The organism is Streptomyces sp. NPDC104313 (genome assembly GCF_055583985.1).
The window spans coordinates 21,310-40,310 of sequence record NZ_JBVJMW010000009.1; the positions used below are offsets into that span (position 1 = coordinate 21,310).

15 protein-coding genes and 4 pseudogenes are annotated in these 19,001 nt (G+C 72.7%); 17 read left to right on the top strand and 2 right to left on the bottom strand.

What is annotated here, in order from left to right; genetic code table 11:
* The first annotated feature begins 57 nt into the window (after positions 1-57).
* The 6 genes and pseudogenes from ACZ60Q_RS21600 (at position 58) to ACZ60Q_RS21625 (ending at position 5,666) form a co-directional block, all read left to right on the top strand.
* Complete coding sequence (locus ACZ60Q_RS21600; RefSeq protein WP_469636898.1) at positions 58-1,278, top strand: cytochrome P450; 1,221 nt, start codon at positions 58-60, stop codon at positions 1,276-1,278.
* 22 nt (positions 1,279-1,300) lie between these two features.
* Positions 1,301-2,431: pseudogene (locus ACZ60Q_RS21605) on the top strand (type III polyketide synthase); the annotation flags it as partial.
* A gap of 99 nt (positions 2,432-2,530) precedes the next feature.
* Positions 2,531-3,721, top strand: a complete 1,191-nt coding sequence (locus ACZ60Q_RS21610; protein ID WP_469636901.1) for a S8 family peptidase — start codon at positions 2,531-2,533, stop codon at positions 3,719-3,721.
* 244 nt (positions 3,722-3,965) lie between these two features.
* Positions 3,966-4,128: pseudogene (locus tag ACZ60Q_RS21615) on the top strand (substrate-binding domain-containing protein); the annotation flags it as partial.
* A gap of 44 nt (positions 4,129-4,172) precedes the next feature.
* Positions 4,173-4,490, top strand: coding sequence for a cupin domain-containing protein (locus ACZ60Q_RS21620; RefSeq protein WP_469636904.1), 318 nt, complete (start codon positions 4,173-4,175; stop codon positions 4,488-4,490).
* Between the two features lie 201 nt (positions 4,491-4,691).
* Entirely contained in the window at positions 4,692-5,666 is a 975-nt protein-coding gene (locus tag ACZ60Q_RS21625) for a YihY/virulence factor BrkB family protein (protein ID WP_469636907.1), read from the top strand.
* 32 nt (positions 5,667-5,698) lie between these two features.
* Here the strand turns inward: ACZ60Q_RS21625 and ACZ60Q_RS21630 are convergent, their stop codons facing one another.
* Positions 5,699-6,550 carry a M12 family metallo-peptidase gene (locus ACZ60Q_RS21630; protein ID WP_469636910.1) on the bottom strand — a complete coding sequence of 284 codons (852 nt, stop codon included), beginning with the start codon at positions 6,548-6,550 and terminating at the stop codon, positions 5,699-5,701.
* A 223-nt stretch (positions 6,551-6,773) separates the two neighbouring features.
* Here ACZ60Q_RS21630 and ACZ60Q_RS21635 point away from each other — a divergent pair, with 223 nt between their 5' ends.
* The 11 genes and pseudogenes from ACZ60Q_RS21635 to ACZ60Q_RS21685 form a co-directional block, all read left to right on the top strand.
* The gene (locus ACZ60Q_RS21635) at positions 6,774-7,646 is read left to right on the top strand and encodes a substrate-binding domain-containing protein (RefSeq protein WP_469636913.1); all 873 of its coding nucleotides are present in this window, start codon (positions 6,774-6,776) and stop codon (positions 7,644-7,646) included.
* Between the two features lie 226 nt (positions 7,647-7,872).
* Positions 7,873-8,550, top strand: a complete 678-nt coding sequence (locus tag ACZ60Q_RS21640; RefSeq protein ID WP_469636916.1) for a helix-turn-helix domain-containing protein — start codon at positions 7,873-7,875, stop codon at positions 8,548-8,550.
* Positions 8,547-9,893 carry an MFS transporter gene (locus tag ACZ60Q_RS21645; RefSeq protein WP_469636919.1) on the top strand — a complete coding sequence of 449 codons (1,347 nt, stop codon included), beginning with the start codon at positions 8,547-8,549 and terminating at the stop codon, positions 9,891-9,893. The genes ACZ60Q_RS21640 and ACZ60Q_RS21645 overlap by 4 nt, the downstream gene beginning before the upstream one ends.
* Positions 9,894-10,045: 152 nt before the next feature.
* A pseudogene (locus ACZ60Q_RS21650) lies at positions 10,046-10,408 on the top strand (hypothetical protein).
* Between the two features lie 35 nt (positions 10,409-10,443).
* Positions 10,444-11,376: a carbohydrate kinase family protein gene (locus tag ACZ60Q_RS21655; RefSeq protein ID WP_469636921.1), complete on the top strand. Its 933-nt coding sequence runs from the start codon at positions 10,444-10,446 to the stop codon at positions 11,374-11,376.
* Between the two features lie 181 nt (positions 11,377-11,557).
* Entirely contained in the window at positions 11,558-12,592 is a 1,035-nt protein-coding gene (locus tag ACZ60Q_RS21660) for a beta-ketoacyl-ACP synthase 3 (RefSeq protein WP_469636924.1), read from the top strand.
* Positions 12,576-13,832, top strand: a complete 1,257-nt coding sequence (locus ACZ60Q_RS21665; protein WP_469636927.1) for a beta-ketoacyl-[acyl-carrier-protein] synthase family protein — start codon at positions 12,576-12,578, stop codon at positions 13,830-13,832. Before ACZ60Q_RS21660 ends, ACZ60Q_RS21665 begins: the two co-directional genes overlap by 17 nt.
* A gap of 73 nt (positions 13,833-13,905) precedes the next feature.
* On the top strand, positions 13,906-15,915 hold the full coding sequence (locus tag ACZ60Q_RS21670) for an acyl-CoA dehydrogenase family protein (protein ID WP_469637575.1): 2,010 nt from the start codon (positions 13,906-13,908) through the stop codon (positions 15,913-15,915).
* Positions 15,916-16,020: 105 nt separating this feature from the next.
* Positions 16,021-16,296 (top strand): acyl carrier protein, encoded by a 276-nt coding sequence (locus ACZ60Q_RS21675; RefSeq protein ID WP_469636930.1) that lies wholly within the window; start codon positions 16,021-16,023, stop codon positions 16,294-16,296.
* Positions 16,293-17,516 (top strand): beta-ketoacyl-[acyl-carrier-protein] synthase family protein, encoded by a 1,224-nt coding sequence (locus ACZ60Q_RS21680; RefSeq protein WP_469636933.1) that lies wholly within the window; start codon positions 16,293-16,295, stop codon positions 17,514-17,516. Before ACZ60Q_RS21675 ends, ACZ60Q_RS21680 begins: the two co-directional genes overlap by 4 nt.
* A 133-nt stretch (positions 17,517-17,649) precedes the next feature.
* Positions 17,650-17,820, top strand: a pseudogene (locus ACZ60Q_RS21685) (ABC transporter ATP-binding protein); the annotation flags it as partial.
* A 103-nt stretch (positions 17,821-17,923) separates the two neighbouring features.
* Here ACZ60Q_RS21685 and ACZ60Q_RS21690 read toward each other — a convergent pair.
* Positions 17,924-18,946, bottom strand: coding sequence for a PRC and DUF2382 domain-containing protein (locus ACZ60Q_RS21690; protein ID WP_469636936.1), 1,023 nt, complete (start codon positions 18,944-18,946; stop codon positions 17,924-17,926).
* Positions 18,947-19,001: the final 55 nt, after the last annotated feature.

Sequence of the window (19,001 nt, forward strand, 5' to 3'; positions counted from 1 at the left end):
GCCGGGTCCCGGTCCGGCACACGCCCTTTCCTCGAAGCGGTCATTGGGAGAACCTCGGTGGAAAACGCCTCGGTGCAGAACAAGGAAACCGTCCGAAACTGTCCTTTCGACTACGCGCAGCAGCTGGAGTTCGACCCCCAGCTCAGGCAATTGCTGACCGAGGAGCCGGTGTCCCGCATCCGTATGGCGTACGGAGAGGGCGAGGCCTGGCTGGTCACCCGCTACGAGGACGTCCGGACGGTCACCACCGACCGGCGGTTCAGTCGCAGCGCCGTCCTCGGCCGCGACTTCCCCCGGATGACGCCGGAGCCGATCGTGCAGGCGGAGTCCATCAACCTCATGGACCCGCCCGCCAGCAGCCGGCTGCGGGGCCTGGTCGCCAAGAGCTTCACCCCGCGTCGCGTCGAGCAGATGCGCGGCGGGACCCAGCGTGTGGTGGACCGGCTGCTGGACGAGATGGAGGATGAGGGCTCACCGGCCGACTTCGTCGCCCGGGTCTCCGCGCCGCTGCCGCTGATCACCATCTGCGAGGCACTCGACATCCCCGAGGCCGACCGCCCCTGGCTCCGGGCCCACGCCATGACCATGATGAACGTCGGGGCCGCGGGCAAGCAGGACGCGGTACGCGCCAAGGCGGAGCTGCGCGGCTACTTCCAGGAGCTGACCGCCGAGCGGCGCCGCTCCCCGGGCGAGGACCTCATCAGCACCCTGGCCACCGCCCGGGACGGCGACGAACTGCTGGACGACGACGAGCTCGCCGTCATGGCGATGGTCCTGCTCATCACCGGCCAGGACACCACGACCTATCAGCTCGGCAACATCGCCTACACCCTGCTCACCTGCCCGGACCTGACTCGGTCGCTCCGAGCCGAACCGCAGCGGCTGCCCCGCACCCTGGAGGAGCTGCTGCGCCACATCCCCTTCCGCAAGGGCGTCGGCATCCCGCGCATCGCCCTGGAGGACGTGGAGCTCGCCGGAGTCCTCATCAAGGCCGGCGACGTGGTGCACGTGTCCTACCTGACGGCCAACCGGGACGCCGCCAAGTTCGACCGTCCCGACGAGCTGGATCCCGACCGGCCGACCATCCCGCACATGACGTTCGGCTGGGGCGCCCACCACTGCCTGGGCGCACCGCTGGCCACCATGGAACTGGAAGTGGCCTTCTCCACGCTGCTGACCCGCTTCCCGGCCCTGCGTCTGGACGTGCCGCCCGCGGACGTCTCGTGGAACACGACGTCCATCTGGCGTTACCCGCTCGCCCTGCCCGTCACATGGTGACGAGAGCCTTCGCTCCAGAGAACGAGGAGAACCCATGGCGACCCTGTGCCGACCGGCCATCGCTGTGCCCGAGCACGTCATCACGATGCAGCAGACCCTGGACCTGGCCCGGGAGACCCACGCCGGACACCCGCAGCGCGACCTCGTCCTGAGGCTCATCCAGAACACCGGCGTCCAGACCCGGCACCTCGTGCAGCCCATCGAGCAGACCCTCGCGCACCCCGGATTCGAGGTGCGCAACCGGGTGTACGAGGCCGAGGCCAAGACCCGGGTCCCCGAAGTGGTCCGGCAGGCGCTCGCCAACGCCGAGACCGATCCGTCCGAGATCGATCTGATCGTCTACGTCTCCTGCACGGGCTTCATGATGCCCTCGCTGACCGCGTGGATCATCAACAGCATGGGCTTCAGATCCGAGACCCGCCAACTGCCCATCGCCCAGCTCGGCTGCGCGGCGGGCGGCGCGGCGATCAACCGCGCGCACGACTTCTGCCTGGCCTATCCCGACTCCAACGTCCTCATCGTGTCCTGCGAGTTCTGCTCGCTGTGCTACCAGCCCACCGACATCGGGGTCGGCTCGCTGCTCTCCAACGGGCTCTTCGGCGACGCCGTCTCCGCGGCCGTCGTGCGGGGACAGGGCGGCACCGGCATGCGCCTGGAGCGCAACGGCTCCCACCTGGTGCCCGACACCGAGGACTGGATCTCCTACGCTGTCCGCGACACCGGGTTCCACTTCCAGCTGGACAAGCGGGTCCCGGGCACCATGGAGATGCTCGCCCCGGTGCTCCTGGACCTGATCGACCTGCACGGCTGGTCCGTCCCGAACATGGACTTCTTCATCGTCCACGCGGGCGGGCCGCGCATCCTGGACGACCTCTGCCATTTCCTGCGGCTGCCGCCGGAGATGTTCCGCTACAGCCGGGCCACCCTCACCGAACGCGGCAACATCGCCAGCTCCGTCGTCTTCGACGCACTGGCGCGGCTCTTCGACGACGGCGGAGCCGCCGAGTCCGCGCAGGGGCTCATCGCCGGCTTCGGGCCCGGCATCACCGCCGAGGTGGCCGTGGGCAGCTGGGCGAAGGACGACCTCCGGGCAGACGTCGGACACGACCTCGACGAGCTGGAGCTGACCGCGGGCGTTGCGCTGTCCGGCTGAACCGGCTAAGGCGACCGACGGGCGGGGACGAAGGAACGGGTGTTCGCGATGCGCGGACGCACTCACTCCGTGACTGGATCCCCACCCCGAGGAGAATGCATGCGCCTGCCCGCCCGATGGGCCACGGCCGCCCTGCTGCTGATCGCACCGCTGACCGGCGCACCCGTCACGGCCTCCGCCGACAGCGGACCGGAGGGGGTTCTGGTGGAGCAGTCCACCCGGGCCGTACCCGGGCAGTACATCGTCACCCTGGAGCCCGAACTCTCGCCGGACACCTTCCTGCGGGAGTTCGGGCTCAGCCCATTGTTCACGTACAGAAGCGCGCTGCACGGCTTCGCGGCCAAGCTCACCGCCACCGAACTGCAAGCGGTACGGGCCGTTCCCGGCGTCCTCGCCGTCGAGGAGAACGCCGAGGTGGCCGTCCCCGCGCCCACCGCGGCGAACCTGCTTCGGGCCCGCGCGGCCGACTGGGGCACCGACCGCGTCGACCAGCGCACCCTGCCGCTGGACGACACCTTCACCACCACGGCCACCGGCAAGGGAGTGAAGGCGTACGTCGTCGACACCGGGATCGACGCCGCGCACAGTGAATTCGGCGGCCGGGTCGCGAGCGGGTACGACGCCGTCGGGGACGGCCGCGGGGGCATGGACTGCAACGGGCACGGTACGCACGTGGCGGGCACGGTCGGCGGCGCGACGTCCGGTGTGGCCGAAGGCGCCTCGCTGGTCAACGTACGCGTCCTGAACTGTGAGGGCCGGGGCACCTGGGCCGGCATCCTCGCCGGGTTCGACTGGGTCGCCAAGGACGCCGAGCGCAGCGGTGTCCCCGCCGTGCTGAACGCCTCGCTCGGCGGCGACCGTTCCACGGCGGTCGACGCGGCGGTCGAGGCGGTCGCCGACGCGGGTGTGCTGCCTGTCGTGGCCGCGGGCAACGACAACCGGAATGCCTGTGACGTCTCCCCGGCCGCCGCGGACGGTGTGTTCACTGTCGGGGCGAGCGACCGGCAGGACCGGGAGACCTCCTTCAGTAACTGGGGCACGTGCCTCTCGCTGTACGCCCCCGGCGCCGACATCGTCTCCGCCCGCCTCGGTGGCGGTACCGTCTCGCTGAACGGTACCTCCATGGCCAGCCCGCACGTCGCGGGTGTCGCCGCGCTCTACAAGGAGGAGAACCCCTCGGCCTCTCCCGCCGCCGTCTCGCGGTGGCTGACGGACACGGCCACCCCGGATGTGCTCTCCGGTCTCGGCCAGGGCTCGCCCGATCTGCTGCTGTACACCGGCGGCCTCTGACGAGCCGTCGGACGGGCGGACCGACGGCTCGTCAGCGGGGCGGGGGAGTGGTGGCCGCGTGACGGAATCCGCTCCTCGGCCCCGCCGCCCGGCTGTTGCCGGACCGGTGGGCGACCTTCAACGGCCTGAAGCTCAGCGACAACGCCCAGGACGTCTCACCCCGTGCTGCGCACCCGGACCAAGGGTGGAGCCTCCGAAGCGGACCACGTGGACCTCCTGCTCCAGTAACAGGTCTCCTGGGAGGGAACCCCCGCCCACCACGATCCACCAGCCATCGAGGCCATGGGCCGGGCCGCCGTCGAACTGCTCTGCTCGGGCATCCAGGGCGGATCGGTCCCTCCTCGGACGAGCTGCTGTTCGAGCCGGAGCCGGTGGTACGGGGCTCCAGCGCGAGGGCGCCCCGCTGATCCCGCGGATCGCGGCGCTGTCTCGGCTGCGGCACAGTGGGCACATGGACGACCTCAACGTACTTGCCGAGGAACACCTGGCCGCCGCCCGCGCCTCCGCGCACGGCCGCAGCGCCCACCTCCTCCTCCAACAGCCTCCTTTGCGGCAAACGGTGATCGCCCTCACCGAGGGGACAGCGCTCGACGAGCACAACGCGCCGCCCGCCGCCTCGCTCCTCGTCCTGCGTGGCAGCGTCCGTCTCACCGCCGCCTCCGGGGATGCCGAGCTGCCGTCCGGGACCCTGCACCCGATCCCACAGGAACGGCACGGGCTGCTGGCGCTCCAGGACGCCGTGGTCCTCCTCACGGCAGTCAACGACTGATCGCCGCCCGCCGATGACTGACTGCCGCCGCCGGCTGACCGCCCCCGCCGACGAAAGGCCGGCCGGGGCGTGCGGGACCGGCCGGGGAGGGGGTGTGCTTCGGCCGCGACGTGGCAGGAGAGGATCGGGCGGAGTCGGCGGGTCCGGAAACGGACAGGTCACGCCGTCCGCCGCGTCCGCCCACGTCCCCGGAGTACCAGCTTGCCCACCCAGACCGCGTCCACCGCGGAGAGCACCACCCCCGCCGCCGGACGCACCGCCCCGCCCCGCCGCTGGGTCGCCGCCCTGCGTCGCACACCGGTCTCGCTGTGGAACGACGACGTCACCGACTGGGCCGCCGCCCTGACGTACTACGCCATCCTCACCCTGCTTCCGGCGCTCCTGGTCACCGTCTCCGTGATCGGGCTGGCCAACCCCGACGCGACCAGCGCCCTGATCGCCGACATCACCGCGTTCGCCCCGGCCGAGTCCGGCGAGGCGCTGCGCCGTCCGCTGGAGGCGGCGACCGAGGAGCGCACCGCCGTCTGGGTGCTCGTGGCGACCGGCAGCGTGAGCGCCGTGTGGTCGGCGTGCAGCTACCTGGCGGTGTTCCGGCGGGCGATGCACGCCATGCACCAGGTGCGGGACACCCGCCCGGCGCTGCGTAAGGCCCACCTCATCGTCGCCTCGGCGATCGGACTGCTCGTCCTGCTGATGACCAGCGCCTTCGCCCTGGTCATGACCGGACCGCTGGCCCGCTGGCTGGGCCACCGCCTGGGTCTGCCGCACGCGGGCGAGACCTTGTGGTCGGCCCTGAAGTGGCCGGTGCTGCTCTGCCTCGTCGCCTGCCTGATCCTGGTGCTCTTCCGCACCGGCCCGCGCTCCGCGCGCGGCATCCGCAGAGGACTGCCCGGTGGGGTCCTGGCCGCCTTCCTGTGGCTGGCGGCCTCGGCGGGATTCGCGCTGTACGCGACCCGGATCGGCGGCTACAGCAGACTGTACGGATCGCTCGCCGGGCTCGTCGTCTTCCTTATCTGGGTCTGGTTCGCCAACCTCTCGTTGCTGGCCGGTGCGCAGTTCAACGTCGAGCTGGAGCGGCGCGGCGCCGAGCGGGAGACCGGCACGGCCGCGCACGTCATGGTGGAGGGCGAGTCCGGAGGAAGGGCCGCGGGCGAGTCCGTCATGGCCGCGCAATGAGCCGGACCGGGTCGCCTCGAAGGACAGCCGGGTCAGCGCTTGTGGCGGTATCCGGCGACGATCGGCATGGTCTCGCGCAGCGCCCGTACGCCATCGTTGTCCGTGTCGCCCAGCCGGTGCCCCTTCCACGTCTCCGTCGCGCTGGAGAACCGGCTGATCCGCCGACAGTGGTCCCCGCACGCGGAGCGGTACGCCATGATCGTGTAGTGGTTGCCGTCCTCGGTGATCCAGCCGGTGTTGTACGGACGGTTGTGGCTCACGCTCATCGAACCGTCCGTGTCGCCCTCCAGCGTCGTGCGGTCGTGAGCGAGGCCCAGATTGTGGCCGATCTCGTGGCTCGCCGAATCCAGGCCGATGCCGTCGACCTCGACGACCGCGTAGGCGTACTCGTCCGAGGAACTGTCGAGCGCGGGCGTGTAGTCCGCTGTGCCGCCGCCCCGCTCCTGCCGGTCCACGACGAGCGTGACCAGATCGGCGCCGTATCGCGCCCGCTGCTCGTGCACCTGGCGTCCGAGTCCCGCCGAGGCATGGTCCTTGAGCGTGGTGTGCGCGGCGCGGAACTCCTCCGGGCCCTCGTAATCGGTCGCCGTGTACGGGTGGACGACCCGGATGGCGCCGCAGAGCCCGCCCGCCGCCAGGGACCGGTTCATCCGCGTCGCGATCCGCTGGGCCGATGAGGGCACCCGGTGCTCGCCGCCGATCCGCTTCGCGGCCTTCGGTGTGTAGACGGCCAGCACATCGACCACCGGGCACTGAGCAGTTCTCGTCGCCTCCGCCGCCGGGCGTGCCCCGGCCGTGGCCGTGGCCGGGGCGTCCACCGAGGCCGCACAGAGCGATGCGCCGACGCCGACGGTCAGGGCTGCCTTCAAAAGGGTCGCACGCATGGGGAGTTGACTCCGTCCGGAAATGGGCCGGCCGAGTGCGCCGCCCGATGACTGAGGGTCCCTCATTTCTAACACTCCGTGATGCGGGCCGCCCATCGTGCCCGAAACCGGTTGACGGCCGTTTGTTCCCTGGCCGGAGGGGTGTGGCGGCGAGGAGGTGGGCAGGTACACGTGTACGAACTCGCACGAATGGAACGGCAGTCGGCAGAGGGGCGTGTGTGACGTGACGGAGCAGAGCGAATGGCGGTTTTCCGACGACCGGGGTCAGCGGTCGACGGCACCCCGGCCGCCCGGGCGGGTGCTGGCCTATGTCCAGGCCGGTGCCACGCTGTGGGACCTCGGAATCCGGCCGGTGGGAATCTTCGGCTCCGACCATGACGGACCGGACCCCGACACGGCGAAGACCGGGACCCTGCCGCTGGGCGAGGTCGCTTACGTCGGTGCGGGCACGGCCCTGGACGTCGAACGGCTGCTGAGCACCGGAGCGGACCTCGTGGTGGCCGTCAGCTACGGCGGCGGTCATGTCTACGGGCTGCCCCCCGAGACGGCCAAGCCCCTGGAGGAGCGGGTCCCGGTGGTCGTCCTCGACGTCAGCCAGGCCCGTACGTTCGGTGAGATCGGCGACCGGTTCGCCGAACTGGCCCGCTCGCTCGGCGCCACGGCCCGGCCGGGCGCCGACCGGGACCTGGACGCCGCCCGGGAGCGGCTGCGCTCCGCGGTCGCCGCCACGTCCGCCGACGCGCCCCGGGTGCTCGCCCTCTCCCCGGCCGGCCCGGACCAGGCGCATGTCGCGCGCCCGAAGATGTGGCCCGAGCTGCGCGTACTCACCGAACTGGGCGTCCAGGTCGTGGAGCCGGCCGAAGGTCCGGGGGCCAACTGGTCCACGCTCGACCGCTCCGACACCTTCGCGCTGCGCCCCGAGGTGATCCTGACCGACATCCGTGCCCACGCGGCCCCGTTGGAGCAGCTGCGGGGGAGCGGGGGTGTGCCGACGCCCGTCGTTCCGTGGAACCCCGAACCCCTCTACGGGCCCCGCGACCACGCCCGGTTCCTGGGCCTGGTCGCGGACGCCCTGGAGGCCGCGCGGGCGAGCTGAGCCCGAGCCCTGTGACCGGGTGACGGCTACGGGGCGGGGACGCGGCCGCGCTGTTCGAAGACCGGTTGCGCGCGATGCGCGGGAAGTGCGACGAGGCGGAGTTCCTGCTCCGCGGCGCACGGCTCGGGCCCGGTTCTGACGGTCGTCGCTCCGGGCCCGCCAGCTTTCCAGAAAATATTCTGCAAAAATACTTTGGGAAAGTTCCCTTTCGTTCTACGCTGCGGTCATGGACAGCGAAGACGGCCATCGCGTACTCGATCCGGGACAGGACGGGGCCGCCCTGAAGGCCCTCACCCACCCTCTGCGCCTCACCCTGCTCGGACTGCTGCGACAGCACGGCCCGGCCACCGCCAGCGAGCTCGCGGTCAGGACGGGGGAGTCCTCGGCCTCCACCAGCTACCACCTGAGGGTGCTCGCCACCTACGCGTTCGTCACCGAGGCCGCCCACCGCGACAGCCGGGAAAGGCGCTGGAAGTCCGTGCACGACATCACCTCGGTGAGCAACGAGGCGATGCACCGCAGCCCTGGCGGCAGCACGATCCTCAGCGTTCTGCGCCGCCGCCAGGTTGAGCATCTCCAGCGGTCCCTGGACCGTCACGAGGCGGACCTGGAGAGCGGCCGGCTGGGACGGGAATGGCAGGAGCCGTCGACCTTCGACGACCGGATCTCCCGACTGACCCCGGAGTCCCTCGCCGAACTGTGGGAGGTGCTCCGGGCGAAGACCGACGAGCTGACCGCCCGTGACGCCGGGAACCCCCGTGCCGCGCAGGTCGTCCTGTTCACCGCCGGACTGCCGCTGGCCCCGGCCCCGGTGGCCGGTCAGGATCCTGCGGACGCCTCCGCCGGACCCGATGCGACGGGCTCCGGAGCCCCGGACGCCGCAGATGACGAAGACGCCTCATGAGCGGCGGGCCGGTCGCCGCCCCCACCGCCCCGGGGAACGGCCCGGACGAGGCGACCGCGCGCCGCCGGTTCGTCACGGCCTCGTTCCTCTTCTGGCTCCCCATCAGCATGTCCGTCGCGACGGGAGTGCTCCTCTTCACCGAACGGGGCATGGGCCTCGCCGCTGTCGCCGGCTTCTACGCCGTGCACTCGCTCACGGCCGCCGCGATGGAACTGCCCACCGGTGGGCTGTCCGACGTCATCGGGCGGCGCCCCGTCCTGGCCATCGCCGGACTGCTCAACCTCACCGCCTTCACCCTCATCGGCTTGGGCGCGGCGGGCTGGGCCATCGCACTCGGCATGGGGTTGATGGGCTGCGCCCGCGCCTTGTCCAGCGGGCCCGCCGAGGCCTGGTACGTCGACACCGTCCACGCCCACGCGGGACCCGAGGCCGATCTGCGTACGGGCCTGGCGCGCGGCAGCTCCGCCACCTCGGCCGCCCTCGCGCTCGGCACCCTGCTCGGCGGCGGGCTGCCCTGGCTGCTCGGGCTCCGTCCCGGAGTGGGGGAATGGCTGGCCGATGCGACCGGCGGACTCGTGATCCCGCTCTCCGTGCCCGCCCTGCTCGGCGCGCTGCTCGAGGTCGTCTTCGTGCTCTACGTGCTGAGCGCCCTGACCGAACCGCCCCGGTCCCGGACGGGTGTAGGAGGGGTCGTGGGCGGAGTGCCCGCCGCCATCGCCGCCGGGCTTCGGCTCGGCGCCCGGGACGCCCTGATCCGGCGCATCCTGCTGACCGCGAGCGCCGCCGGGGCCGCGCTCGCGGCCGTCGAACTGCTCACCCCGGGCCGGGTCGCCGCCCTCATGGGGACGGCCGAATCCGGGGCCCTGGTCTTCGCGGGGCTGGCCTGCGCCGGATTCCTCTGCTCCGCCGTCGGCAGTCAACTCGCGCCGCTCGTCGCCCGGTTCGCCGGCGGCAGTGAGCGTGCGGTGCTCGTGAGCCTCGGGGCGATGACGCTGGGGCTGACCCTGCTCGGTCTCACCACGCACTCGGTGAGCCCCCTCGCCACGGCGGGCGCCGTCACCGGTTACGGGCTGGTGTACCTGGGCCTCGGAGCCGCGGGCCCCAACGAGAGCGACCTGCTGCACCGCCGGGTCGACGCGTCGGGGCGCGCCACCGCCCTCTCCGTCCAGTCGCTCTCCCTGCAACTGGTCGCCGCCGGTGCCGGACTGGCCGCCGGCACCCTGCCGGCGGGCCCGCTGCCCTGGCTGCTGGCCGCCACGGCCGTGCTGGCCGGAGCCCTCCTCTGGCTCCGCCGGGCCGCCCCCGCACGTGTCCCGTCCCGCCCCGTCACTGCCGGGGGCTGACCGGCGGCCGGACCTCAGGGCAGGCGTCGCGCCTTTGAGGACGGCATCGTGGGAGTGCTGCGTACCGGAGGGGCCAACGTGCGCCCGCTTCGGCGTTCGGGCAACGTTCTTTGCGAAATTCGCAGAACGTGGGCACAGTGCGGATATGAGTGATGATGTCGAAGTGGTGCCGGCCGCGCGCCCTGCGCCGTCGGCGTGGCGTCACCCCGACCGCTCTGTCGCAGACCACCGGAATTCCGGTCAGCATGCTGTCGCGGCCGGAGTCGGGTCAGCGCGAACCCGGTCTCGATCTCCTGCCGCCGCCGGCCAGGGCCTGCGGGTTCCGGTGACGAGCTGATCGGCGCTCCGGACGACCTCGATCCCCGGGTGCGGCCGCCGAGTTCGACACCCACCTCCCGCACTGGTTCGGCCACGCGGACGGCGGCTCGGTGGAGTTCCTCGGCATCCTCGGGCCCCAGGGAGAACGTGCCCACAGCAGAGCGAGCTACCGCCCCGACGACCCCCGGTACCACTGAACGACTTCCCGACACGGCATCCCAGGAGTCCCTCCATGCCCGACCGATGTGATCCGCTGGTCATCGGCGAATGCGTCGCCGACATCGTCCGGCTGCCGGACGGGGCCGACCGGGTCCACCCGGGCGGCAGCCCCGCGAACGTCGCGTACGGCCTGGCCCGGCTCGGCCACGACACCACCCTCCTCACCCAGCTGGGACCGGACGCCCATGGGCGGCTCATCCGGGACCATCTGGCCGCCGCCGGGGTCGAGGTCCTTACCGACGACGCCACCGGCCCCACCCCGTCGGCCGCCGTCACCCTCGATGACCACGGGCACGGCACGTACGCCTTCGAGGTGGGCTGGACCCTGGGCCCGGTGGTGCTCGACCGGGTGCCGCGACATGTGCACACCGGATCGATCGCGGCCGTCGTCGAGCCCGGGGCCACCACGGTCCTGGCCGCCGTGGAGTCGCTGCGGGCCGGTGCCACCGTGAGCTACGACCCCAATGTGCGGCCCGAGTTGATGGGCGAGCGCACCGGGGCCGTGGCCCGCGTCGAGCGCTGCGTCGCGCTGAGCGACGTGGTGAAGGCCAGCGACGAGGACCTGCGGTGGCTGTACCCGGACGAGCGGCCGGAGCGGGTGGCCGAGCGGTGGCTCGCCGCCGGCCCCGCACTCGTCCTCGTCACCCGGGGCGGGGTGGGCGCGTTCGCCCTGTTCTCCGGCGGCCGGGTCGTCGCCGAAGCGCTGCCGGTCGATGTCGTCGACACCGTCGGCGCGGGCGACGCGTTCATGTCGGGGACGCTCCATGCCCTCGCCGCACACGGCCTCCTCGGCCCCGGCGTCCGTGACCGGCTGTACGCCGTCGACCGGGAGGCCGTCACCGATGTCCTGCGTCACGCGGTCGCCTCGGCCGCCGTGACCGTCTCCCGGGCCGGGGCCGATCCGCCCGGCGCGGACGAGCTCCGCGAGGCGCTCGCACACAACTGACGCCACGTCATGACCCGTTCGGCGCAGTCGAACGCATCCTCGTGAGACGTTCCGCCGTTCGTCAACCGGATGCAGTACGACAACGGGATCGGGGCAACGGGTGGCGAGGAGACGGACGGCCGACAGCGGTACGGAGCCGGGGACGCGGGCGGGCGCCTTAGGGGCCGGGACGCGCGCGGCGGTGCTGGAGAGCGTGGCGGGATGGGTGCCGGGGGAGCCGGTCGGCAACGACCGGCTCCCCGCGGACTGGGACGTCGACGACGCCTGGGTCCGCCGCCGCACCGGCATCGGCAGCCGGCACCGCGCCGGACCGGGCGTCGCCACCGGGGACCTCGCCTACGAGGCGGCCTCCCGGCTGCTGGCCCGCGCCCCGGCGGCGGGCGAGGTGGACGCGGTGGTCCTCGCCACCGCCACCCCCGACCACCTCTGTCCGGGCACCGCCCCGATGCTGGCGGCCCGGCTCGGGCTCGGCACCGTACCGGCCCTGGACATCGCCGCCGTGTGCAGCGGCTTCGTCTACGGACTCGCCGTCTGCCACGGACTGGTCGCCTCGGGCCTCTACGGGCGGGTCCTGCTGGTCGGTGCCGACGTCTACTCGACCTGGCTCGACCCGGCCGACCGCTCGGCGGGCGTCGTCTTCGGCGACGGGGCGGGCGCCGCCCTGGTGGCGGCCGGGCGCCCGGGCGATCCCGGTGAACTGCTCGCGTTCGACCTGGGCAGCGACGGCACGGGCTACGACCTGATCACCGTCCCCGGCGGCGGGGGGCGCGCACGGGCGAGCGGAAAGCCGCCGGCCCCGGACGACGGGTTCTTCCGCATGCAGGGCGGCACCGTCTACCAGCACGCCGTCGAGCGGATGACCGGCTCCTGCCGGACGCTCCTGGGCCGGGTCGGCTGGGACCCGGCCGAGGTCGACCGTTTCGTGCCGCACCAGGCCAACGCCCGGATCCTGCACGCCGTCGCGGAGCGGGTCGGCATCGCGCCGCAGCGCTGTGTCACCCATCTGGAGCGGGTCGGCAACACGGGCGCCGCCTCCATCCCGCTGGCCCTGGCCGACGCGGCGGGACGAGGCCGCCTCCGCTCCGGCGACCGGGTGCTGCTCACCGCCTTCGGGGGCGGACTGACCTGGGGTTCGGCGGCACTTCGCTGGCCGGGGACCCCGGAGACCATTTCCACGGATTCTACGGAAGGAACACAGCATGTCGCTCCCCGCTGATCAGGGCACCGAGGCCGGAGCCGGCACCGCCATCGCGGTGACGGGGGTCGGCCTGGTGACACCCGCAGGGGCGGACGAGCACAGCTTCTGGGAGAGGCTGTGCTCCGGGCACTCCACCGCCCGACGGTGCGAGGAACTGGCCGGTCTGCCGGTCGACTTCGCCTGTCCGGTCGACGGCATCGACCTGGACGCGGCGGTGGGCGGCCGGTCGGTGTGGCGGATGGCCCGCTTCGTGAAGCTGGCGCTGGTGGCCGCCCGGCAGGCTGTCGCCGACGCCGGTCTCGACCCGGCACGGTGGGACGGCAGCCGGGTCGGGGTGGTGCTCGGCGTGGGTGTCGGCGGCGTCTCCGTCCTGGTGGACAACGCGGCCAAGCTGGCGGCCTCGGGCCCCGAGGCGGTCTCCCCGCTGCTCGTCCCGATGATGATCCCCAACGCGGCGGCGGGCGAGGTCGCCATCGCGCTGAAGGCGGGCGGCCCGAGTCTTGCTCCCGCCACCGCCTGCGCCTCCGGGGCCACCGCCGTCGCCGTCGCCCGTGACCTGCTGCTCGGTGGCAGTTGCGATGTGGTGGTGGCGGGCGGCGCGGAGTCGGTGCTGACCCCGCTGGTGGTCACCGCCTTCGCCCGGATGGGCGCGCTCTCCACCCGCACCGGCGACCCGGCGGGCGCGTCCCGCCCGTTCGCCGCCGACCGGGACGGCTTCGTCATCGGCGAGGGCGCCGCCATGCTCGTCCTGGAGCGCGAGGCGGGGGCCCGCGCCCGGGGCGGCCGCCCGCGCGCCCTGCTCACCGGGGCCGGGTCCAGCACGGACGCCCACCACCCCACCGCCCCGGCCCCCGACGGGTACGGCGCCCAGCGGGCGGTCCGGGCGGCGCTGGACCAGGCGGGCTGGACGCCGTCCGACGTCGACCACATCAACGCCCACGGCACCTCCACACCCCTCAACGACGCCATGGAGACCACCCTCATCTCCCGGCTCTTCCCGCACCGGCCGCCGGTGACCGCGCCCAAGGGTGTCGTCGGGCACACCCTGGCGGCGGCGGGCGCGATCGAGGCGGTGGCCACCGTCCTGACGCTGGAACGTTCAGCGATCCCGCCGATCGCCAACCTGGACGCGCTCCCCGACGCCTTCCCGCTCGACTGCGTGACCAAGGAGCCCCGTCACCGGCGGGTCGAGACGGCCCTGAGCCACTCCTTCGGCTTCGGCGGCCACAATGTCGCCCTCGCCTTTCAACGCGCCTGATCCGCAGGGGCATTTCGGGACGGCGAGGGTGTCCTCGCCGTTCCCTGATCGTTACCATGTTGTGACCGTAATGATGAACGAAGCGGCCCCGCCGTCCACGAACGACCTGCTCACCGCTGTTCTCTTCGGGCCGAACTTCTCCCAGGAGCACGGGTTCTGGCGCCGGCTGCTGACAACGGAGCCGTTCCGCCGTCCTGGTGGTGGCACCCCCGACGAACGACTCGCCCTCTCCTACGACCGGCTGCGCATCCTCAACAACGCGCTCGACAGCGGCGCGAGACTGGCCGCCGACCCCCGGGCACTGGCCGCCCTGCACGAGTGGCTCGGCCCCGTCGACCCGGCGCTGACCACCGTGGCCGGCATCCACTACAACCTCTTCCTCGGCAGCCTCCTCGATCACGACGCGGGCACACTCCGCGATTTGTCGGACTTCCTCGCCCTGCGGCGCGTGGGCACCTTCCTCTGTACGGAGGTGGCGCACGGCAACGACGCGGCGGCCATCGAGACGACCGCGACCTACGACCGTGAACGCGACGGCTTCGTGCTGCGCACCCCGCACGCCGGGGCGCAGAAGTTCATGCCCAACACCAGCCCCGCCGGCGGCCCCAAGTCCGGTGTGGTCGCGGCCCGGCTGCTCGTGGAGGGTGCCGACCACGGGGTCTTCCTCTTCCTCGTCCCGCTCACCGACGCCCATCGCGCCCTGCCCGGCGTCCGGGTGCGGCGGCTGCCCGCCCGGATGGGTTCCCCGGTCGACCACTGCCTGACCTCTTTCGACCGCCGCTTCGTGCCGCGCGACGCGCTGCTCGCCGGACAGCAGGGGCGGATCGGCGACCACGGGCACTTCCACAGCGAAGTCCCCAACCGCAGAAGGCGGTTCCTGGCCTCCATCGGCCGGGTCACCCCCGGCAAGCTCTCCATGAGCGCCTGCGCGGTGGGCTCCGCCCGGGTCACCCTGGCCATCGCCGTCCGGTACGCCGGTCACCGGATGATCTCCGGATCACGCGCCGCGCGACGGATCCCGGTGTACGCGCACCGCACCCATCACGGGCCGCTGGCCGGAGCGATGGCAGCCGTCTACGCGATGAGCCTGCTGCACCGCAGGGCCCTGGACCGTTGGGAGTCGGCGCCGGAGACCGACCGGGACGATGCGGAGCGCCTGGTGGCCATCGCCAAGGGATGGATCACCTGGCAGGCGCGCGCCGTCATCGTCGAGTGCCGCGAACGGTGCGGCGCCCAGGGCCTCTTGGAGAACAACGGCATGACCGAGCTGTTCACCGGCATCGAGGGCGCGATCACCGCCGAGGGTGACAACCTCGCCGTGCACGCCAAGGCCGCTGCCGAGATGCTGTTCAGCGCCACCGCCCCGGAACCGGCCCCGGACGGCCCCGGCGACACGGACGACCCCGTCTTCCTCGGCCGGTTGTTCGCGGCGCTGGAGGACCTCTGGTTCGCCCGCGCCCGTGAGCGGATGGGCGCCGCCCCGCCCGGCGATCCGCTCGGCCGGTGGAACGCCGCCTCCCCGGCCGCGCTGCGCGGCGTCGAGGCGCACGCCTACCGGCAGGCGGACGAAGCGTACGCCGAGGCCGTCGCCTCCCTGCCCGAGGGTGCGGCGCGCGAACGACTGTCCGAGCTGCGCAGGCTCTTCGCGCTCCGGTGGATCGCCCGCAACAGCGGCGACCTGCTCGCGTCCGGACGGCTGACCGCCGATCAGGTCACCTTTCTGCCCGACGCGGTGGAGGACGCGGTCGCGGTCGTGGCCGAACACACCCCCGCCCTGGTGGAGACCTTCGCACTCCCCGAGCGCCTGATGTCGGACTGGCCGATCGCCGGACCCGGTTACGCGGACGTCTACGACGACCCCGAGGGGCCCTGGCACCGGGGCCGCGGGCCGGGGATCCGGGGCCGTGCGGCGGAGTTCCGGCGGCCCGTCTGCGGCAGCAGGCGACGCCCGCTGCGGGAGAAGGTGGCGGCGCTCGGTACCCGCGGGCTCCTGCTGGCGTACTGGGGAACCACCTCCATGCTCTCCCGATTGTTCGAGAAGCCGCAGGTGAGCGTAGACGAATCGGTTCGCCCGAAGGCGTAACCGGAAGATCGTCATCCAGTTACATCGGGCGGTGGGCCGTCGCGTTCACGCACCCGCCGCGCAGCACGAAGCCAAGCCGATGAGACGCCGATGAGAGGAACCACCATGAAGACCATCCACCCCAAGATCACCGAGGTGCTGACCGCGACGTTCAAGGTGCCCGCCGCCGAGATCCTGCCGGAGTCCACGATGGAAAGCCTGGAGATGGACTCCCTCGCGGTCGCCGAGTTCGCCGTCGTCATCAAGGAGACCCTGGGCGTCGACGCGGACTCGCAGAAGCTGTACAAGGACGCCACGCTGACCGACATCTCCGCGTACATCGACGCGGCCGTCGGCAGCGCGGCGGCCGAAGCTACGGTGCCGGTGAGCAACACCCGATGAAGCGACCCGCCATCGCCGTCACCGGGCTGGGGATGATCACCCCGGTCGGCCATACCGCCGACACCACCTGGGACGGAGTCTGTGCGGGCGTGTCGCCCGCCCGCACCGTCCCCGAACTGCTCGGCTGCGAAGTCGACTTCGCCTGTACGGTCTCCGGCATCGACCTCGACGACGCGGTCGGCGGCCGGACCGCGTTCCGGATGGGCCGGTATGTCAAGTTCGCCCTCCTGGCCGCCCGGGAGGCGGTCGCCGACGCCGGGCTCGACCCGGCCCAGTGGGACGGCACCCGGGTCGCCGTCGTCGTCGGCACCAGCAGCGGAGGATCCGCCGGACTCACCGAACAGGCTGTTGCCCTGGAGCGGCGGGGCCCCGGGGCCACCTCGCCCTCGGGCATCCTGCTGACCATCCCGAACATGCCCGCCGCCGAGATCGCCATCCGGATGGGGGCCACCGGCCCCAGCCTGGCCCCGTGCACGGCCTGTTCGTCCGGAGTGACCGCGCTGTCGGTGGCCCGGGACATGCTGACGCTGCGCCAGTGCGACATCGCCATCGCCGGGGCCACCGAGTCGATCGTGTTCCCGGTCGCCATGACCGGCTTCGCCCGCTCCGGCGCGGCGGCGCTGCGGGACGGCGACCCCGCCCGTCTCTGCCGCCCCTTCGCGGCGGACCGGGCCGGCATCGTCATGGGCGAGGGCGCGGCCATCATGGTGCTGGAGCGGGAGGAGGACGCCCGTGCGAGAGGAGCCGCCCCCCGGGCGCTGATCGCGGGGGCGGGCGCCACCACCGACGCTCATCACCCCACCAGCCCCCATCCGTCCGGGGAGGTCGCACGGGCGGCGGTCGAGGCCGCGCTGCGCGACGCGGGCTGGCGTGCCGAGGACGTCGACCACGTCAACGCGCACGGGACGTCGACCCCCCTCAACGACGCCACCGAAGCCGCGCTCATCGGCCGGTCCTATCCGCACCGGCCGCCCGTCACCGCCCCCAAGGGCGTGCTGGGCCACTGCATGGGGGCGGCCGGCGCCATCGAAGCGGGCCTGACGATCCTCACGCTCCAGCACGGAGTGGTCCCCCCGATCGCGAACCTGGACGCCCCCGAGCCCGGGTTCGACATCGACTGCGTCACCAAGGTTCCGCGCGAGGTGCCCGTACAACGGGCCGTCAGCCACTCCTTCGGCTTCGGCGGCCAGAACGCGGTGATCGCCCTCCAGACTCCGTAACCCAGGCTCCGTGGCCTCGGCTCCGTGACCCCCGGGCAGCTCGATCCCCGGGCTCCAGTGCCCGGGGTGGAACCCGCCGGGCCGGTGCGGCGGGCCGATCCCGCGCCGCACCGGCCCCGCCTGCGCACGGCCGCCCTGCTCCGCTACGCACATCCAGCACCAACTGGACCCGCTCGCCCTGGTCGCCGGCCTCCCCGTCACCAGCGTCGAGCTCATCACCGAGGACGTCCACGGGGTCCCGGAGGTCCTCACCCCGGACGGTCCCGACAGACGTCCCTCGGTACGGTTCCCGCCGTGCCGCTGAGCGCGGGCGGCGTCGGACAGCCCGCCGGGCGGACCCGTGGAACGAGCCCGCCCGGCGGCCGAGGGCATGGGAGCGGCCGTGTGGCCACCTGAGGAAGTGCGGGTCAGCGGCGTCGTCCCTGTCCGAACTCGCCCCCATCGTCCTTGCCCTTGCCCGTGCCCATGTCCTTGCCGTCCGCGTAGTCGATCTTCTCCTTGCGGATCTCGGCGGAGACCTCCTTCTGCTCGGTGACCCGGTTGGTCTCCAGCCGGACCCGCTCCACCGGCACGGCCTCCTTGCGCACGGTGGCGCGCTCCGCGTGCAGCGTGACCTCGACGTCCTGCTCGCCGAAGTCGGTGGTCCCGGTGGTCTTCTCACCGGGCCGCAACGGTTCGCGGACCACGCGGACCTCTTCGTGGGACACGGGCACGGTCCGGGTGACCTCCTCGGTCACCACGTACTTGTGCAGTCGCGCCCTGCCGCTCTCGTACTCCTCCTTGCCGACGTGCAGCTGCTCCTCGGAGCGGATCATCTCCTCGCGGCCGCTCATGTCGGCCGACCGGGATGTGCCCGCGCCCGCCAGCGGGCGCGCCGTGGCGGAGGCGTCCGTGTCGCGGTGCCTGCCCGTACCGCTCCCTGCTCCCGCCATGCCCGCTCCCGTCGTTCCCGCGGTCGCCTTCCCGGTCGCCTTGGCACCGGGGGCCGTTCCGGTCCCACGGGCCGTGCCCGCGGCACCGGCGGCACCCGCCGCGCCCATCGCACCGGTCCCGGCGGCTGTCGGCGCGTCCATGCCCGGAGACCGGTTCTCGCCGAGGTTGCCGGACTTCTTGGTCAGGCCGTAGTGCCGGTAGAGCTCCTCCTCCTCGGCGACCGAGAGGTGTGCGTCCGCGTCCACGCGCGGTGCGTCCTTGACGCTGTCCTTCGGATGCGCGACGTGCAGGTCGGAGCCCACCCGACGGGCTCCGGAGAGCGGGACGAAGCTCTCCTTCATGCCGAACAGGCCGGTCTTGACCGTGACCCAGTCGGGCTTGCCGGTGTCGTCGTCGACGTACACCCGGCCCACACTGCCGACCTTCTCGCCGTCGTTGTCGTACACGGTCAGACCGTCGAGTTCGCCGGAATCCGTGAAACCGTCAGCGGCTCCCATAACCGATTCCTCCTCTCGGGCACGCCCTGTGGGTGGCTCCACCAGAGGTGGCGCG